This is a genomic window from Bradyrhizobium sp. BR 1432 (genome assembly GCF_051547705.1).
GTDB lineage: Bacteria > Pseudomonadota > Alphaproteobacteria > Rhizobiales > Xanthobacteraceae > Bradyrhizobium > Bradyrhizobium zhanjiangense.
Genome location: NZ_JBPUGF010000003.1, coordinates 4,157,768 through 4,172,157, shown reverse-complemented (window position 1 = coordinate 4,172,157; position 14,390 = coordinate 4,157,768). Strand labels below are relative to the sequence as shown.

Genomic DNA, 14,390 nt, shown 5'->3' with positions numbered 1-14,390 from the left:
ATCCTCACAATCCGACACGAGTCACCATTTGGTCGGTTCACGCCTGAACGCCGTGCGCCCAGGAAAGATCGGGCTCCGAGTAGTGAAAGGCGACGATCCGCCCCCTCGCTTGAGGCAATGACAAGTCGAAATCCGCGGGCAGAGGCCATTTTCCGGGTTCACCGGTGATCCAGCTAACTCCGGTCGCGTCAGATGTTACGACAGCATCGGCGAGTGCGGTCAGTATGACCTCCGCCCTGTCATAGAACCGGCCACCGCTCGGCAGCGGTATCGAGCGCTGGAATGCGTCGAGAGAAAGGGCTCCAGATTCCGTCACTAGCCAATCCCTATCCGCATATATGGAGTACCATGCGCCCGTGCGCTCGATCTTCAGAGGCCCGACATTCAGCAGGATCAAGCTCTCTACGAGGCGTGCCACTAGCAGGGCGCCGGTCGGAAAATCGCCGACATACATATCAGGCCGGGCGCGAATTGCGTCCACGACTCGCATGGCTAGAACTACCTCATTAAAATCACTCGGACTTTCGCTCATCGCTAACGATCATCCTCCACCTGTGGTGATGAATAGCTCTCGACCAATGCGGAGAGAAACCCACTTCCTAGGACGTCAACCAGCTCCCTGTCGCGAGCGGTCCGCATCGAGAGCCAGTTCCTGACATCGCCGATCGTGAAGAAGCAGTCTCGAACGGCAGCTATTCCTCTCAGGTCTACGTCGCATTCAACCGCCAGAACGGCCAGGTCAATGGGACGCTCTTGATATATAGCCCACCTCTTCCGTCGATCGACGATAGACATGCCTCCCATATCGCCGTCGTCGCACATCGCCCGGCCGAGCTTCTTGATCTCGCAAGGCAAGTTCGAAGCCTCGTCCAGGCTTGCAAGAAATCTTCGGGTCGAACTCGCATAAACATCGATCTCGAAATCCAAACCCGAGCACACGACTGCGACCTGCCGCAGCGCGGAAATGATCGCCTCCGAAGAATTCAGATCTATATCATAGAAGAAATAACTGCTGAAACGACGAACAAATACATCGCTGGGCAATTCACCAACAATGATGTTGTCCAACGGCTCGACGCCCGCTTCGAGTTCTGTTTTCCTGCTCACATCCGTTCCCGACAGGGCGATCCGCTTGTTGACACTATAGACGCGGAGAGCACGAGGCAACTTTTGGTTGTTGATCGAACGGGCAAAATTCGTAGGGTGGGTTAGCGTCAGCGTAACCCACCGCTTATGTCTCCGCATCGAGAGAAGTGGTGGGTTACGCCGCGCGAACTGCGCTTCGCGCAGTCGCGGGGCTAACCCACCCGACGACCCTCACGCCACCGCCGCGTCCGGAATGCGCGCGGATTCCATCGGCTGCTTGCCGCGGATGAGGTCGGAGGCGCGGTCGGCGATCATCATGGTTGACGCATTCAGGTTCGCCGAGATCATGCGCGGCATGACGGAGGCATCGATGACGCGGAGGCCCTCCAACCCGTGGACGCGGAGCTGGTCGTCGACCACCGCCCAGGTACTGTCCGCCGGACCCATGCGGCAGGTGCAGCCGGGGTGGAAGGTGGTGGTGCCACGCTGGGTCGCGGCGTGCAGGAATTCGTCGTCGGTGTTGACGTTCGGACCGGGGAAATCCTCGTAGGCGTAATAGGGCGAGAGCGGCGCAGATTTCAGCAGGCGCCGTGCGAGCTTCATGCCGCCGACGATGACGCGGCGGTCGAGCTCGGCGTCGAGATAATTGGTCTGGATGATCGGCGGCGCGAACGGATCATTGGAGCGGATGCGGACATAGCCGCGGCTCTCGGGGCGCTGCTGCCAGGACGCCACGGTCATGCCGGGTTCGTCCTCGAGCTGGCCCTGCACGCCTTCCTTGTAGCTCGCCGGCGTGAAGGTGAGCTGCAGGTCGGAACTCTCCGCGCTCTCTCCGGAGTGCCAGAAGCAATAGACCATGGTCGGCGACAGCGAGAGCAGGCCGCGGCGCGCGGTCGCCCATTTCAGCGCCTCGATCCACAGCGAGAAGCCGCGGCGAAGCTCGTTGATGGTCTTGATGTCCTTCACCCGCGCCACCGTGCGCGGCGCGTAATGGTCCTGCAGGCCTTCGCCGACCGGCAGCGCGTGGCGCACCTGGATGCCATGGGCCTGCAACAGATCGGGCGAGCCGATGCCGGAGAGCTGCAAGAGCTGCGGCGAATTATAGGTGCCGCCGGAGAGGATCACTTCCTTGTTGGCGCGCACCTCGACAGGATGACCACCACGGCCGCCCTTCATGTAGCGCACGCCGCCGGCGCGCTTGCCTTCAAAAATGATCTCGGTCGCATGCGCGTGGGTGTGCACATGGACGTTGGGACGCTTCATCGCGGGCCTGAGGAAAGCGGTGGCGCCGGAGACGCGCAGGCCGTTGTTGATGGTGCGCTGGCAGTAGGACACACCTTCCTGGGTCTTGCCGTTGTAGTCGGGGTTGCGGGGGATGCCGAGCGAGACCGCGCCTTCCATGAAGGCTTCGCAGAGCGGATCGCGCCACTCCATCGTGGTGACGGTGAGGCTGCCCTCGCGGCCGCGATAGAGCGCCTCGCCCTCGCCGACGCGTTTCTCCAGCCGACGGAAATAGGGCAGCACATCGGCATAGCCCCATCCGCGATTGCCCATCTGCGCCCAGGTGTCGAAATCCATGCGCTGGCCGCGATTGTAGATGTGGCCGTTGATCGAGGACGAGCCGCCGAGCGTCTTGCCGCGCGGCGCGTAGATGCTGCGCCCGCCAGTCCAGGGTCCGGGCTCTTGCTGGTAGGCCCAGTTGATGCTCTTCATGTGGAAGGTCTTGATGAAGCCCGCCGGCAGGTGGATGTAGGGGTGCCAGTCGGAAGGGCCCGCCTCCAGCACGCAGACGCTGGTCGCGGGGTCTTCGCTCAGCCGGCTGGCGAGCACGCAACCGGCCGAGCCCGCGCCGACGATCACATAATCAAATCTGTCCATGGTGGCAGCGTCCTTCGCGCAATGAGTCTCAGTTGAATTGGTGCCAGAAGCGGGCGCTCTTCACCTCTCCCGGAGGGAGCGGTGACCGAGCGAGCAGCAAATCTGGAGCACATTATAGCTAGCGCGGCTTGTCGTTGAGTTGAAATTCGAGATGCGCCTGGACCGTCGGCCATTCGGCGGCGGTGATGCTGTAGACCACGGTGTCGCGCAACGTGCCGTTCGGCCCGACCTGGTGGCTGCGCAAAATGCCGTCCTGCTTGGCGCCGAGGCGCTCGATGGCGCGGCGGCTCTGGTGGTTGAAGAAATGCGTGCGGAACTCGACCGCGATGCAGTTCAGGGTTTCGAAGGCGTGCCGCAGCAGCAGGAGCTTGCACTGCGTGTTGAGCGGGCCGCGCTGCGCGCTCTTGCCGTACCAGGTCGAGCCGATCTCGACCCGGCGGTTGGCGGCATCGATGTTCATGTAGGTGGTCATGCCGACGATCCTGCCGCCGGCATCGAACACGGTGAACGGCAGCATCGAGCCTGCGGCCTGAAGGCCGAGACGGCGGTCGATCTCCTTGCCCATGTTCTCCGGCAGCGGGATCGCCGTGTACCAGAGTTTTGACAGCTCGCCGTCCTTCACGGCCTCGACCAGCCCCTCGCGATGCTGATGCGACAGCGGCTCGAGACGGGCGTGCTGTCCGCGCAGGGTGATGGGGTCGGGCCAGGGCATTGAAAGTCTCTCCTTGCGTCATTGCGAGCGAAGCGAAGCAACCCAGAGTCTTACGGCGGAGGCAGCCTGGATTGCTTCGTCGCCAGCGCAAAATTGCTTCGCAATTTTGTCGCGGCTCCTCGCAATGACGGCTTGGCTCACTTATTCAAGAAATTCAACGGCAAACCGCCGCGCGGCCAGTCCATGGCGATCAGCTCGCCCTTACCTGACAGGGTGATGTAGGCGGTCTTCAGCTCGGGACCGCCGAAGGCGATGTTGGTGGTGACGCGGTCGCCGGTCGGCACCTGTTCCACCAGGGTGCCGTCGGGCGCGATCACCGAGATGCAGCCGGAGACGAGGGTGGCGACGCAGACATTGCCGTTCGCCTCCACCGCGAGCGAGTTGAACATCTGGTAGCCGCCGAGGCCGCAGATCGGCTTGCCCCGCTCGCCGCGATAGATCACCTCGCGCGGCTTCAGCGTGCCCGGCGCGGAGAGCTCATAGGCCCAGAGCCGGCCCGTCGGCGTCTCTGCGATATAGACCGTGTTCTCGTCCGGCGAGAGCCCGATGCCGTTCGCCGGCAACACGCCGTGCACGATTTCGACGATCTCCTTCATGCCGGGCTTGAGATAGTACATGCCGCCGACATCCATTTCGCGCGCGCGGCGTTTGCCAAGGTCGGAGAACCAGAGGCCGCCCTGCTTGTCGAAGACGAGATCGTTCGGGCCGCGCAGATCGTGCTCGCCGCATCTGGTCACGACGGTCTCGACCTTGCCGGATTGCAGATCGACGCGCTGGATCGAGCCGCCGCGGTAATCGTCCGGTTGCGGGCCCGGCATGATCATCTTGCCGGCCGGAAGCCAGGAGAAGCCGCCATTGTTGCAGATGTAGATCTTGCCGTCGGGCCCGAGCGCGGCGCCATTGGGGCCACCCGGCACCTTCGCGACGATCTCCTTGCGGCCATCGGGATAAACGCGGGTCAGGCGCTGGCCGCGGATCTCCACCAGCACGACCGAGCCGTCCGGCATCACGACCGGCCCTTCTGGAAATTCGAGGTCGGTGGCGAGAACGCGGACGTTGGACATGTTGGGACCTTCCCGGCTGCTTGTTATGACTTGCACGGGATGTCCGGCACGGGCCCACACGCAAGATTTGCCTGCGGTTATGACAAAGTCGCCGGGGCTTGCCAAGCAAGCGGGACGGTATGCCAGCGTTGCGGAAGCCCCCTACTCCCTCACCGGCATCCAGATCTCGAAGCCGCCATTTCCGGTTGCTGGATCGAACTTCTCGTCATAGCGCTCGAAGTTCGGTGCGTCCGCTGCTTTGAGGCCGGAGGCCGGCAGCCACTGATTCCAGATCGTGTTGACGGTGCGGCGGATCGCGGCGACGTGATCGGTGTGGGTAAAGACGGCGTAGCGCTGCTCGGGCATGCGGATGCGGCCGAAGCGACGCGGCAGGTCCGAGAAATCGGCGACCTCGACGCCGGCGATGTAGTCGAAATTGCCGGCATCATCGCCGTTGCAGCAAACGCCGTAGGCGACGTTGCCGACGCGCGCGGGAATGTCGGCGACCTCCTGGTGAAAGCGGTGCCATAGACCGGGGATCATGGCGCCATTGTCGCAGGAGATGCGCTCGGCGGGACCGGCGACCAGGAAGGCCTTTGCGATTTCGAAACGCGGCGGGGCAAGATGGTCGAGCATGGTGGAGTCCATGAGGATCGGCTCCTGAAGCTTGAGGTGGCTGACGCATGTCGCGGCCCGCACGGCTTCGGGCGTTACTCCGAATTGGTCGCGGAACGCGCGGGTGAATGCTTCGTGCGAGCCGTAGTCTGCCTCCAGCGCCAGTGACAGGATGTCAGGCGCACCGTTCGCAAGACTGCGCGCGGCTTCCGTCAGCCGCCGCGCGCGCACGTAACGCATCACCGGAAGACCGGTGGCTGCGGCAAACGCGCGCACGATGTGGAACCGCGACACGCCTGAGATCGCAGCGATCTCGTCGAGCGTCATCGGCTCGGCCAGATGGCTCTCGATATACCAGAGCGCGCGCTGGGCTGGGTTCACGGTGGTTCGTCCTCGTTCGAAGCGCGGTCATGATGCGCAGCAATGCCGCCGGCCCGCTTGATCGGCATTGCGGTCCTGACATGAGGATAGCCGGGCAACGGCTACTGGCAACATCCGGGCGTTCGTGGCTACACTCCCGGCGTCTCTGAAACCGCTCACCAGAAAGCACGGAGGAACCGCGTCATGGAAATTACAGATGTGCGGGCGCACCATATCCGCATCCCCTATGACGCCGGTGTCGCCAGCTTTCGCCAGGGCGCTTCCGCAATTACCGCGCTCGACATGGTGCTGGTCGAGGTCACGACCGATGCCGGGCTGACCGGCTGGGGCGATGCCTTCGCCTATGTCTGCCCCCACACCACGCGCAGCGCCGTCGAGGAGATGATTGCGCCGCAGGCGCGTGGGCTGAAGGTGCCTGATGCGGCCGGCATCCCAGGGATCATGGAGCAGATCCAGCGCAATCTGCATCTGTTCGGCCGCTACGGCGTCACAATGTTCGCGATCTCCGGACTGGACATCGCGCTATGGGACCTTGCCGCGAAGATCGAGGGCGTGCCGGTCCACCGCTTGCTCGGCGAGACCAGGCGCACGGCCATTCCCGCTTACGCGAGCCTGCTGCGGATCGGCTCGCCCGACAGCATCGCCACCGAATGCAGGAAGACGCTCGCGCTCGGCTATGGCGCCATCAAGCTGCACGAGACCACGACACCGGCGGTGTTCGCCGCACGCGAGGCGATCGGGCCAACCATTCCGCTGATGGTCGACATGAACTGTCCTCTCACCGCCGAGCAGGCGATTGCGTTCGCGGCGACGTGCCACGACGCGCGTCCGATGTTTCTGGAGGAGCCGGTCTGGCCGCCGGAAGATTTTGCTGCGCTCGCCGAGGTCCGCAGCAAGGGCGGGCTCGACATCGCCGCCGGGGAGAATGCCTGCACGGAATATCAATTCCGCCAGATGATGAATGCGGGCGCGGTGAGCCATGCCCAGCCCTCGGTGATCAAGGTCGGCGGCATCACGGAGTTCCTGAAGGTCGCGGCGCTGGCCGATCAGTTCGGCGTCAAGATCGTGCCGCACTCTCCCTATTTCGGTCCGGGCCTGCTGGCGACGTTGCATCTCTTGTCACTGCGCGAGGACGGGCTCGTCGAGATGTTCTACTTGAAACGCGAGGCCTGCCTCTGGGGCGGCCGCGCCGATGTCGATGCGACCGGCCATGTCGCAGTGCCGAATGGCCCTGGACTTGGCTACGAGCCCGATCGCGGCGTGATGGAGCGATATCGCGTCGCGTGATCGCCGCGCCTATTTCGCAGCGTCCTTCGCCGCCGCCGGCGCGTCCTGCTTCTTCTTCGCATCGTCGCCCGTCTTCACTTGGGCGGCCTGGAGATCGGCGAGCGTCTTCTGCAAGCCGGCGAGACTCGTCTTCAATGCGTCGATCTGACGATTGGCCGCGTCCAGCTTCTGCTGATGATCGAGCGTGAGCTTGGTGATAGTCTTCTGCAGGAAGTCGACATTGCTCTGGAGGCAGCTCGTGCGCCGCTCCATGGTCTTCTCGACGGTGCAGATCTCGATGCCGGGCACGTCCTGCGCGCGGAGCGGTAACGGCGCCAGCGCTGCGAGCAGCAACATTGCGAAACAGACGCCGGCGCTTCGGAGCAGCATGAAAGGTTCCTCGTCAATCGATCACATCAATGTGCGCTTTTTGCGCGCAAGCGCGTGAGGCTACCACACTCGTACCGCATTCTCGCGTGAGCTTGCGCCTGTTCCCTGGGACGGGGAGCGATGATCGGCACGCGGAAAGAAGTGGGCGTTCTTTCCGCGGCTTTGTTTAGGGGAGATTTTTGGAATGGCAACGCGCGATAGACGTCTGGCGGAATTCGATGGCACCGGAGAACCACCACCGGGCCTCGCGGTCGAAGTGTTGTGTGAGGACCACAGCGGAACGTATCAGCTGCCGTTCGCCTGCCGTTATGTGGAGGGACGCTGGCGCAACCACGAAGCCGGCATCGCGGTCGAAGCGACCGTCATCGGCTGGCGTCTGCCGCGCGTGAAGCAGCGCGGTGCCGCCTGACGGCGATCTGTGTTTCAAAATGCGACGGGGCCGCGCTCCCGCTTTAACCTTCGGAACGCGGCCTGAACGAATCACGTCCGAATTGGCCGTAGGGCTTCGTACGCATCTGTTCACGGCTAGATGTCGCCAGCCGGCCGCCCGCGCGCACAATATCTGCGCAGCGCAGGATTGGATTTGGGCCGCGTATTGGCGGCAAAAGTTAACCGCATCAAGGGCATGACGGGGCATGCCACGTGCCTGCCGGGCGACGGTCCCCAGCCCCCGAAACGGGCAGGACTGCGCGAGACCTGCCTAATATTCGACCTCGAGCTCCTCGATCTCGGCCGGCTCTTCCCGCGCCGCCGCGATCCATTCCTGCATCTCGGGCATGGCCATAATGGTGTCGGCATAGGCCTTCAGCGGCGGCGCAAGCTTGACGTCATAGGTGACGAAGCGCGTCACCACGGGGGCGTACATCGCATCCGCCATGGTGCGCCGCTCGCCGAACAGGAAGGGGCCGCCCGATTTCTCCAGGCAGTCGCGCCAGATCAACCAGACACGGTCGATGTCGGCCTGCGCGCGCGACCAGATCTTGAAGCCGGGAAAGTGTCCCTTCAGGTTGACCGGCAGCGAGGCGCGCAGCGTGGTGAAGCCGGAATGGATTTCGCCCGAGATCGAGCGGCAATGCGCGCGCTGAATGCGGTCATCAGGCAGCAGCCCGGCGTCCGGCATCACCTCGTTGAGATATTCGGCGATCGCCAGCGTATCCCAGACCACGGCGCCCTCGTGCCGCAGGCACGGCACCAGGATCGAGGACGACAGCAAGAGGATTTCGGCGCGCGCGGACGGATCGTCTGGCGCGGTGACGATCTCCTCGAAATCGAGCCCGGAAAATTTCGTCAGCAGCCAGCCACGCAGCGACCAGGACGAGTAGTTCTTGCTGCTGATGGTCAGTGTCGCCTTCGCCATTTGGCCCTTCCCTGCGCCTGATCTCGACACCCGCTCGCGCCACGGGCGTGCCCATGAGCTGTGCTTCCCGCAAGATGAGGAGCAAGCGATGTGCCAGTTTCGAGGCTGTCCCGCTCCCGTCTGGCTTCGATATTGCATAATGGCCCGGGGACAGGTGGGCGTTTCAGTATGATGTCGATGTATTATCAGGCCTTCCAGAACCATATGGACCTGACCGCGCCATGGCGGGCGGGGGCTTCGTCCGCGCTCAAATTCCTCAACCTGGTACCGCAGGGCGTGTCGCATCAGGTGGTTGGCCGGCTCTCGGCGGCGCTGGAGCTGATCTCGCGCTCCACCCTCACCTATGATCGCCCGGCCTACGGCATCGACAGCGTGATGGTGGGCAATCGCGAAATCGGCGTCACCGAGGAGATCGCCTACGCGACGCCGTTTGGCTCGCTGCTGCACTTTCGCAAGGACGGCGTGGGCGAGCAGCCGCGCATGCTGCTGGTGGCGCCGATGTCGGGCCACTTCGCAACACTGCTGCGCGGCACCGTGAAAACGCTGCTCCAGGACCACGACGTCTACATCACCGACTGGCACAATCCGCGGGACATTCCCCGCAGCGAGGGCCGCTTCGGGCTCGACGACTACACCGAGCATCTCATCGATTTCCTCGGCCAGCTCGGCCCGCGCCCGCACATGGTGGCGATCTGCCAGCCATCGGTCTCCGCGCTCGCGGCCGCCGCGATCATGTGCGAGGACAACCACCCCTCGCGGCCGGCGACGCTGACGCTGATGGCCGGGCCGATCGACACCCGCATCCAGCCGACCAAGGTCAACGACTTCGCCAAGAGCAAACCGATCGAATGGTTCGAGCGCAACCTGATCAATTACGTGCCGATGCAGTGCCGCGGCGCCTTGCGCAAAGTCTATCCCGGCTTCGTGCAGCTCACCGCCTTCGTCTCGATGAATCTCGAGCGCCACATCAAGCAGCATCTCGACCTCGCCAACCACATCGCCAAGGGCGAGAAGGACAAGGCCGCCAGCATCAAAACCTTCTACGATGAATATTTCGCGGTGATGGACCTGCCGGCGGAGTTCTACATCGAGACCGTGCGCGACGTGTTCCAGGAGCACCTGTTGCCGCAGGGTAGGCTGATGCATCGGGGACGCCCGGTGAACACCAAGGCCGTCAGCCGCATGGGGCTGATGACGGTCGAGGGCGAGAAGGACGACATCTGCTCGATCGGCCAGACCCTCGCCGCGCAGGACCTCTGCACCGGCGTGCGCGCCTATCGCCGCGTCCACCACATGCAGGCCGGCGTCGGCCATTACGGCGTGTTCTCGGGCAAGCGCTGGAATAACGAGATCTATCCGCTCTTGCGGGATTTCGTGCACGTCAATTCGTGACCATCATCGCCTGACCCCAGGCGCCGGCTAGGTCACGGGACGTGATTGAGCAGCTCCTTCGCCTCTTCGACTTCGGGAAGATTTCGCTCCGCATCGAATTCGGCGAGCACGGGAACGAGCACTTCGATTGCCGCGCCCGCTCGACCATTCCTCTTGTGCAGGCGCGCAAGTCCAAGGGCGCTGCGCAGCTCGAAAGTCTTCGCCTGCTGGCCTCGTGCGATGTCCAGCGCTCGCGTGAGGGCATTCTCGGCACCGGAATCGTCCGGAGGGTCATGGCGCAACAAAAGCTCGCCGCGGACGCGGTGCAGCTCGGCATCAAGCCAACGCTGACCGGATTGCTCCGCCCATGCAATCAGCTCACTCAAGATTTCGAGCCCGGTTTCGACTTGGCCCACCTCTGCGTCCGCCATGGCGACATGCATTCCCCAAAACGGTTCACAGAGGTAGCAGTCATTCTCGTGCAGCAAGGTCCAGCCGCGGCGCATTTCTGCCAGTCCGGCCATTCGCTCGCCGGCACGCCATCTGGCCAGTCCGTTCAGGTAGGTGCCGGCGGCCACATAGAGCGGCATCGTGTGGTCGCGCGCGAGACCGAGCGCCAGGATCGTCTCGGTTTGCTGCAACAAGCCCCCGCACAGTCCGTCGAACACAGCGCGATGAACAAGCGCATTGGCCTGGGAAAGCGCCCGTTGTTCTCCGGAAGCACGCACCGCTTCGGCGGCGAGCTGGCGTGCGCGGCCGATCCTGCCCAGCGGCCAGAGTACCAAGGCGAGAAACCTCATGATCACGAACGGAAGATCCAGCGCCGAAGCCCTGAACATCGCCGGATCCGGCTCGGCACCATAGATATCCAGTGCTTGCTCGAGATGCCTCCGCGCCTTCAAGTAGTCACCACCGAACCAGCAGGTAACCCCGCCTGTCCAATGGGCAACGATGGCGACCACCGGTGAGTTCCGGCCGTCGGTCAGCGGCGCTCTTGATGGCATCCGCCAGCTCCCGCATCGGAGCGAGCTCGCCGTGTGTCAGGCAGGCATTGAAGAGGCCCGAATGGACCGGCGCAAGTTCAACGGGATCATTGATGTCGGCGGCGAACTGTCGGGCGCGCGTCCATGCGGCGACCGTTTCGGGGGCGCTGTGCCCGAGACTGCCCCGCAATGCACGGCCATATGCGATTTGAAGATGCAGCCTGCTCATCATCCGGCGGGGCTCATCGGGCAGTTGATCCGCCGTCGCAACCGCCTTGCCGAGATGCGCGATCGCCTCGGCATAGGCCGAGCGCTTTAGGGCCTGCTGGCCCGCCTTGCGCCACCATTCGAGCGCGACCTCGCTCAGCCCCGCCTCGGTGAAGTGATGTGCCAGAACTTCCGGCTCAGTCTCGGCCACGATCGGAAACTTCTCGCGCAGGACATCACCGATGCGCTTGTGAAGCACCTGCCGTTTGCTCCTGAGCAGGCCCTCGTAGGCTGCTTCCTGAACGAGAGCGTGCCTGAAGCTATAGTTTGCTTCGGGCGGAGCCCCGTGACGCACCAGCAGTTCCGCCTCTTCGAGCTGCGCTAGCGCGGCGCTCAGCGTCAGATCATCGCGTCCCGCCACATATCTCAGCAGCGCGTATGAAAAGTCGCGGCCGATCGCGGCGCCGATTTGCGCCACCTCCTTGACCGGAGCCAGCCGGTCGAGCCGCGCCATCAGCGAATCCTGCAGCGTCGCGGGAATAGCGAGCGGCGGGAGCGGACTATCGAGGCGATAACGCCCGGCGTCTTCGACGAGCAATCCGGATTCCAGCACCATCTTGGTGAGTTCCTCGACAAATAGCGGGACACCATCCGTCTTGTCGATGATCTGCTTCATCATTTCCCGTGGCAGCTGGCGGCCGACGGTCACCTGTTCGACCAGCGCGCGCGTGTCCTGCGGGTCCAGTCGGTCGAGCCGCAACAGACTGACGTTGGCAAGGCCCGACCAGGAGGGCTCGAACTCTGGCCGGGATGTCGTGAGCACGAGTATCGGCAGTCCCCTGATCCGATCAACCGCAAGATCGAGCAGTTCAAGTGTCGTGGCATCGGCCCAATGCATATCCTCGCAGATGATCAGCAGCGGCTGCTCTCGCGCCAGCCCCTCGAGCTGATCGAGCAGGGCGGCAAATGTCTGTCGCCGCTGCTGCGCCGGGCTCAAACCAAGCGGCGGACAATGGTCGCCGGTTGGAATCGAAAGGAGAGCCGCAATGAGCGGTGTCGCTTGGGCGACGTGCTGCGTTCCAAGCGCCAGCATGGCCTCGAGCTTGTCGAGCTTTTGCCCGGGCGTGTCGTCCGAGCGGATGCCGGCGGCGCGCTCGAGCTGCGCGACAAAGGGATGAAGCGCACTGTTGGTGTGGTAGGGCGAACACTGATATCGCACCCGGCGGTGCACCCCCAACGCGGGACTTTCGGACAGCGTTGCGACCATGCGCGACTTGCCGATGCCCGCTTCGCCGGAAATCAACAGCATCTGGCCTCGGCCTTGCCATGCCAGTTGCTGGCGTGAGAGCGCGAATTCGATCTCCTGCTTGCGGCCGACAAAGCCGATCGAGCGCGCAGCACGAACCGCCTCGAAGCGACTCTCCGATGCGGTCGTTCCCTCGACCGCCCAGACCGCAATGGGTTCGGCTATCCCCTTGACCTCGCGGCGGCCGAGATTGCGAAGCGCGAAGAGATCGCCCAGCAGCCGGCGCGTCGACGAGGCAACGACGACCGCGCCCGGCTCCGCCAGGCTCTGGAGCCGGGCAGCGAGATTTGGTGTGTCGCCGATCGTTCCGTGCTCCTCTGACGCACCTCCGCTGACGAGATCGCCGACCACCACAAGCCCGGTCGCGATCGCGATCCGCAGTTCGACCCGTTCGTCGGCGCTTGTCTTGAGTTGCCCGACCGCAGAGATGATGTCGAGGCCCGCTCGCACGGCCCGCTCCGCATCATCCTCGTGGGCGCGAGGATAGCCGAAATAGACGAGTATTCCGTCACCGACGAACCTGGCTATCCTGCCGTCGTAAGCAGCGATGACGCTCGCGCAGGCGGCGCGGTAGGCGCGGATCACTTCCCACATATCCTCGGGATCGAGCCGCGCCGAGAGCGCAGTCGAGCCGACCAGATCGCAAAACATAACGGTGAGGCGACGCCGCTCGGCGTCTTGAGGAGGAGCGGGCGATGCGATCAGCGCGGCTGGATCGAGGTCGGCAATAGCACGCAGCATTTTGCGGCGATGGCCAAGCAAGACTCCGAGCTTGTCGAAGTCGTCATCCATCAGTTCGGGAAGGACACCCATGTCGATCCCATTTTGGACAAAACGCTCTGCGTATTGCCCAAGCCCCAGCTTCTCGAGCCACTCCGCAATCTGCATTGGCTCCACCGATCGTGCGGTTGGCGGTTAGCAGAATTTTGGACCACGGCACGCAGGGACAATATCCCAACGCCACCATGATGGCACGTCTTGTTTGTTGCGCGACAATCTAGGTTGCGCAGGACCGATACGCGTCCAATCAGGAAAGTCGTTCGATGCGAACGTCTGCGCTACTAAAAATCGTCTGCACGTAGCGTCGAACGACAGAGGTTGCGATCGTCAATGACTCCTTCGGATCTGAAGGCGAATCCGGCACCCGGGCTTTTGCCCACGCCGAGATGCCCGGCATGCGCTTTTTCCGCGAGGACAGTCGTCTTCACTCCCTGTCCATGGTCACTTCGTAGCTGCGCGCCATCGCTCCCGCCGCAACTTGAAGCGAAGAGCCGACGATCCAACAGCCGGCAACAAAGACGATCAGGCCATTGGGAAGGCTTTGATCAAGGACAAGGATGCTGACGGACAGAGCTGCTGCGATCGCCGCGCTGAACGTTCCGGCCGCACTCATGATCTCAACCGCCTCGGACCCATTGTATTCCTCCGAGGTGCTCGAAATCGACTTCCGAGCGAACGTACGAGACAAATCAATTCCAATATAGAAGCTGACAGCTCCGTAGATCATCATGAGCAGCACGATCCAGCCGCTTTCAAACAGTCCGCCTTTCTGACGTAACAAGGTTGCACCCACATAGAGGCCGCAAGTGGCCCCAACGGCTGCGAGCCCAATTCTTTCAAGAAGATGGGCCGCCTTGATAAGACTCGAACGGGCGATCCGATAATTGCCGGCGTGTCTTGTCGGCGAAAATGCACTGGAAACTCCGTTGCTGATCTTCATTGGGGGCTCCTTGGTAAGTAGCAGCCTACCGGCCGACCCCGAACAGAAGCTGCGTAAACACGTTTCGCGATGCCC

12 protein-coding genes and 1 pseudogene are annotated in these 14,390 nt (G+C 63.3%); 3 read left to right on the top strand and 10 right to left on the bottom strand.

Annotated elements, in window-relative coordinates; all coding sequences use genetic code 11:
* Nucleotides 1-37: 37 nt before the first annotated feature.
* From ACSKB8_RS20030 to ACSKB8_RS20005, 6 genes are all read right to left on the bottom strand, one after another.
* The gene (locus ACSKB8_RS20030) at nucleotides 38-490 is read right to left on the bottom strand and encodes a hypothetical protein (RefSeq protein ID WP_438105889.1); all 453 of its coding nucleotides are present in this window, start codon (nucleotides 488-490) and stop codon (nucleotides 38-40) included.
* A 44-nt stretch (nucleotides 491-534) separates the two neighbouring features.
* Nucleotides 535-1,107 (bottom strand): hypothetical protein, encoded by a 573-nt coding sequence (locus tag ACSKB8_RS20025; RefSeq protein WP_438105887.1) that lies wholly within the window; start codon nucleotides 1,105-1,107, stop codon nucleotides 535-537.
* Between the two features lie 210 nt (nucleotides 1,108-1,317).
* Nucleotides 1,318-2,964: a GMC family oxidoreductase gene (locus ACSKB8_RS20020; protein WP_438105885.1), complete on the bottom strand. Its 1,647-nt coding sequence runs from the start codon at nucleotides 2,962-2,964 to the stop codon at nucleotides 1,318-1,320.
* Between the two features lie 118 nt (nucleotides 2,965-3,082).
* The gene (locus tag ACSKB8_RS20015; RefSeq protein WP_128936107.1) at nucleotides 3,083-3,676 is read right to left on the bottom strand and encodes a GNAT family N-acetyltransferase; all 594 of its coding nucleotides are present in this window, start codon (nucleotides 3,674-3,676) and stop codon (nucleotides 3,083-3,085) included.
* 137 nt (nucleotides 3,677-3,813) lie between these two features.
* Complete coding sequence (locus ACSKB8_RS20010; RefSeq protein WP_438105883.1) at nucleotides 3,814-4,740, bottom strand: SMP-30/gluconolactonase/LRE family protein; 927 nt, start codon at nucleotides 4,738-4,740, stop codon at nucleotides 3,814-3,816.
* Between the two features lie 141 nt (nucleotides 4,741-4,881).
* A complete protein-coding gene (locus tag ACSKB8_RS20005) occupies nucleotides 4,882-5,715 on the bottom strand; it encodes a GyrI-like domain-containing protein (RefSeq protein WP_438105881.1) in 834 nt (277 codons plus the stop codon).
* Nucleotides 5,716-5,898: 183 nt separating this feature from the next.
* On the opposite strand from ACSKB8_RS20005, the gene ACSKB8_RS20000 reads away from it, so the two are divergent.
* Nucleotides 5,899-7,002, top strand: coding sequence for a mandelate racemase/muconate lactonizing enzyme family protein (locus ACSKB8_RS20000; RefSeq protein ID WP_438105879.1), 1,104 nt, complete (start codon nucleotides 5,899-5,901; stop codon nucleotides 7,000-7,002).
* 9 nt (nucleotides 7,003-7,011) lie between these two features.
* On the opposite strand, the gene ACSKB8_RS19995 is transcribed toward ACSKB8_RS20000, so the two are convergent.
* Nucleotides 7,012-7,371 carry a hypothetical protein gene (locus tag ACSKB8_RS19995; RefSeq protein ID WP_438105877.1) on the bottom strand — a complete coding sequence of 120 codons (360 nt, stop codon included), beginning with the start codon at nucleotides 7,369-7,371 and terminating at the stop codon, nucleotides 7,012-7,014.
* Between the two features lie 184 nt (nucleotides 7,372-7,555).
* On the opposite strand from ACSKB8_RS19995, the gene ACSKB8_RS19990 reads away from it, so the two are divergent.
* Nucleotides 7,556-7,780, top strand: coding sequence for a hypothetical protein (locus ACSKB8_RS19990; protein ID WP_091879473.1), 225 nt, complete (start codon nucleotides 7,556-7,558; stop codon nucleotides 7,778-7,780).
* 291 nt (nucleotides 7,781-8,071) lie between these two features.
* Here the strand turns inward: ACSKB8_RS19990 and ACSKB8_RS19985 are convergent, their stop codons facing one another.
* Nucleotides 8,072-8,728 (bottom strand): glutathione S-transferase family protein, encoded by a 657-nt coding sequence (locus tag ACSKB8_RS19985; RefSeq protein ID WP_130212631.1) that lies wholly within the window; start codon nucleotides 8,726-8,728, stop codon nucleotides 8,072-8,074.
* A 168-nt stretch (nucleotides 8,729-8,896) separates the two neighbouring features.
* Between ACSKB8_RS19985 and ACSKB8_RS19980 the strand changes: the two genes are divergently transcribed.
* A complete protein-coding gene (locus ACSKB8_RS19980) occupies nucleotides 8,897-10,120 on the top strand; it encodes a polyhydroxyalkanoate depolymerase (protein WP_128945781.1) in 1,224 nt (407 codons plus the stop codon).
* Between the two features lie 32 nt (nucleotides 10,121-10,152).
* On the opposite strand, the pseudogene ACSKB8_RS19975 reads toward ACSKB8_RS19980, so the two are convergent.
* A pseudogene (locus ACSKB8_RS19975) lies at nucleotides 10,153-13,483 on the bottom strand (adenylate/guanylate cyclase domain-containing protein).
* 316 nt (nucleotides 13,484-13,799) lie between these two features.
* Nucleotides 13,800-14,315 (bottom strand): hypothetical protein, encoded by a 516-nt coding sequence (locus ACSKB8_RS19970; protein ID WP_438105875.1) that lies wholly within the window; start codon nucleotides 14,313-14,315, stop codon nucleotides 13,800-13,802.
* Nucleotides 14,316-14,390: the final 75 nt, after the last annotated feature.

Excerpts from the sequence above, each read along its gene's own strand:
- ACSKB8_RS20000 (WP_438105879.1), top strand. The coding sequence starts at position 5,899 with ATGGAAATTACAGATGTGCGGGCGCACCATATCCGCATCCCCTATGAC.
- ACSKB8_RS19985 (WP_130212631.1), bottom strand. The coding sequence starts at position 8,728 with ATGGCGAAGGCGACACTGACCATCAGCAGCAAGAACTACTCGTCCTGG.
- ACSKB8_RS20020 (WP_438105885.1), bottom strand. The coding sequence starts at position 2,964 with ATGGACAGATTTGATTATGTGATCGTCGGCGCGGGCTCGGCCGGTTGC.
- ACSKB8_RS19990 (WP_091879473.1), top strand. The coding sequence starts at position 7,556 with ATGGCAACGCGCGATAGACGTCTGGCGGAATTCGATGGCACCGGAGAA.
- ACSKB8_RS20010 (WP_438105883.1), bottom strand. The coding sequence starts at position 4,740 with ATGTCCAACGTCCGCGTTCTCGCCACCGACCTCGAATTTCCAGAAGGG.
- ACSKB8_RS20015 (WP_128936107.1), bottom strand. The coding sequence starts at position 3,676 with ATGCCCTGGCCCGACCCCATCACCCTGCGCGGACAGCACGCCCGTCTC.
- ACSKB8_RS19995 (WP_438105877.1), bottom strand. The coding sequence starts at position 7,371 with ATGCTGCTCCGAAGCGCCGGCGTCTGTTTCGCAATGTTGCTGCTCGCA.
- ACSKB8_RS20030 (WP_438105889.1), bottom strand. The coding sequence starts at position 490 with ATGCGAGTCGTGGACGCAATTCGCGCCCGGCCTGATATGTATGTCGGC.
- ACSKB8_RS19970 (WP_438105875.1), bottom strand. The coding sequence starts at position 14,315 with ATGAAGATCAGCAACGGAGTTTCCAGTGCATTTTCGCCGACAAGACAC.
- ACSKB8_RS19980 (WP_128945781.1), top strand. The coding sequence starts at position 8,897 with ATGATGTCGATGTATTATCAGGCCTTCCAGAACCATATGGACCTGACC.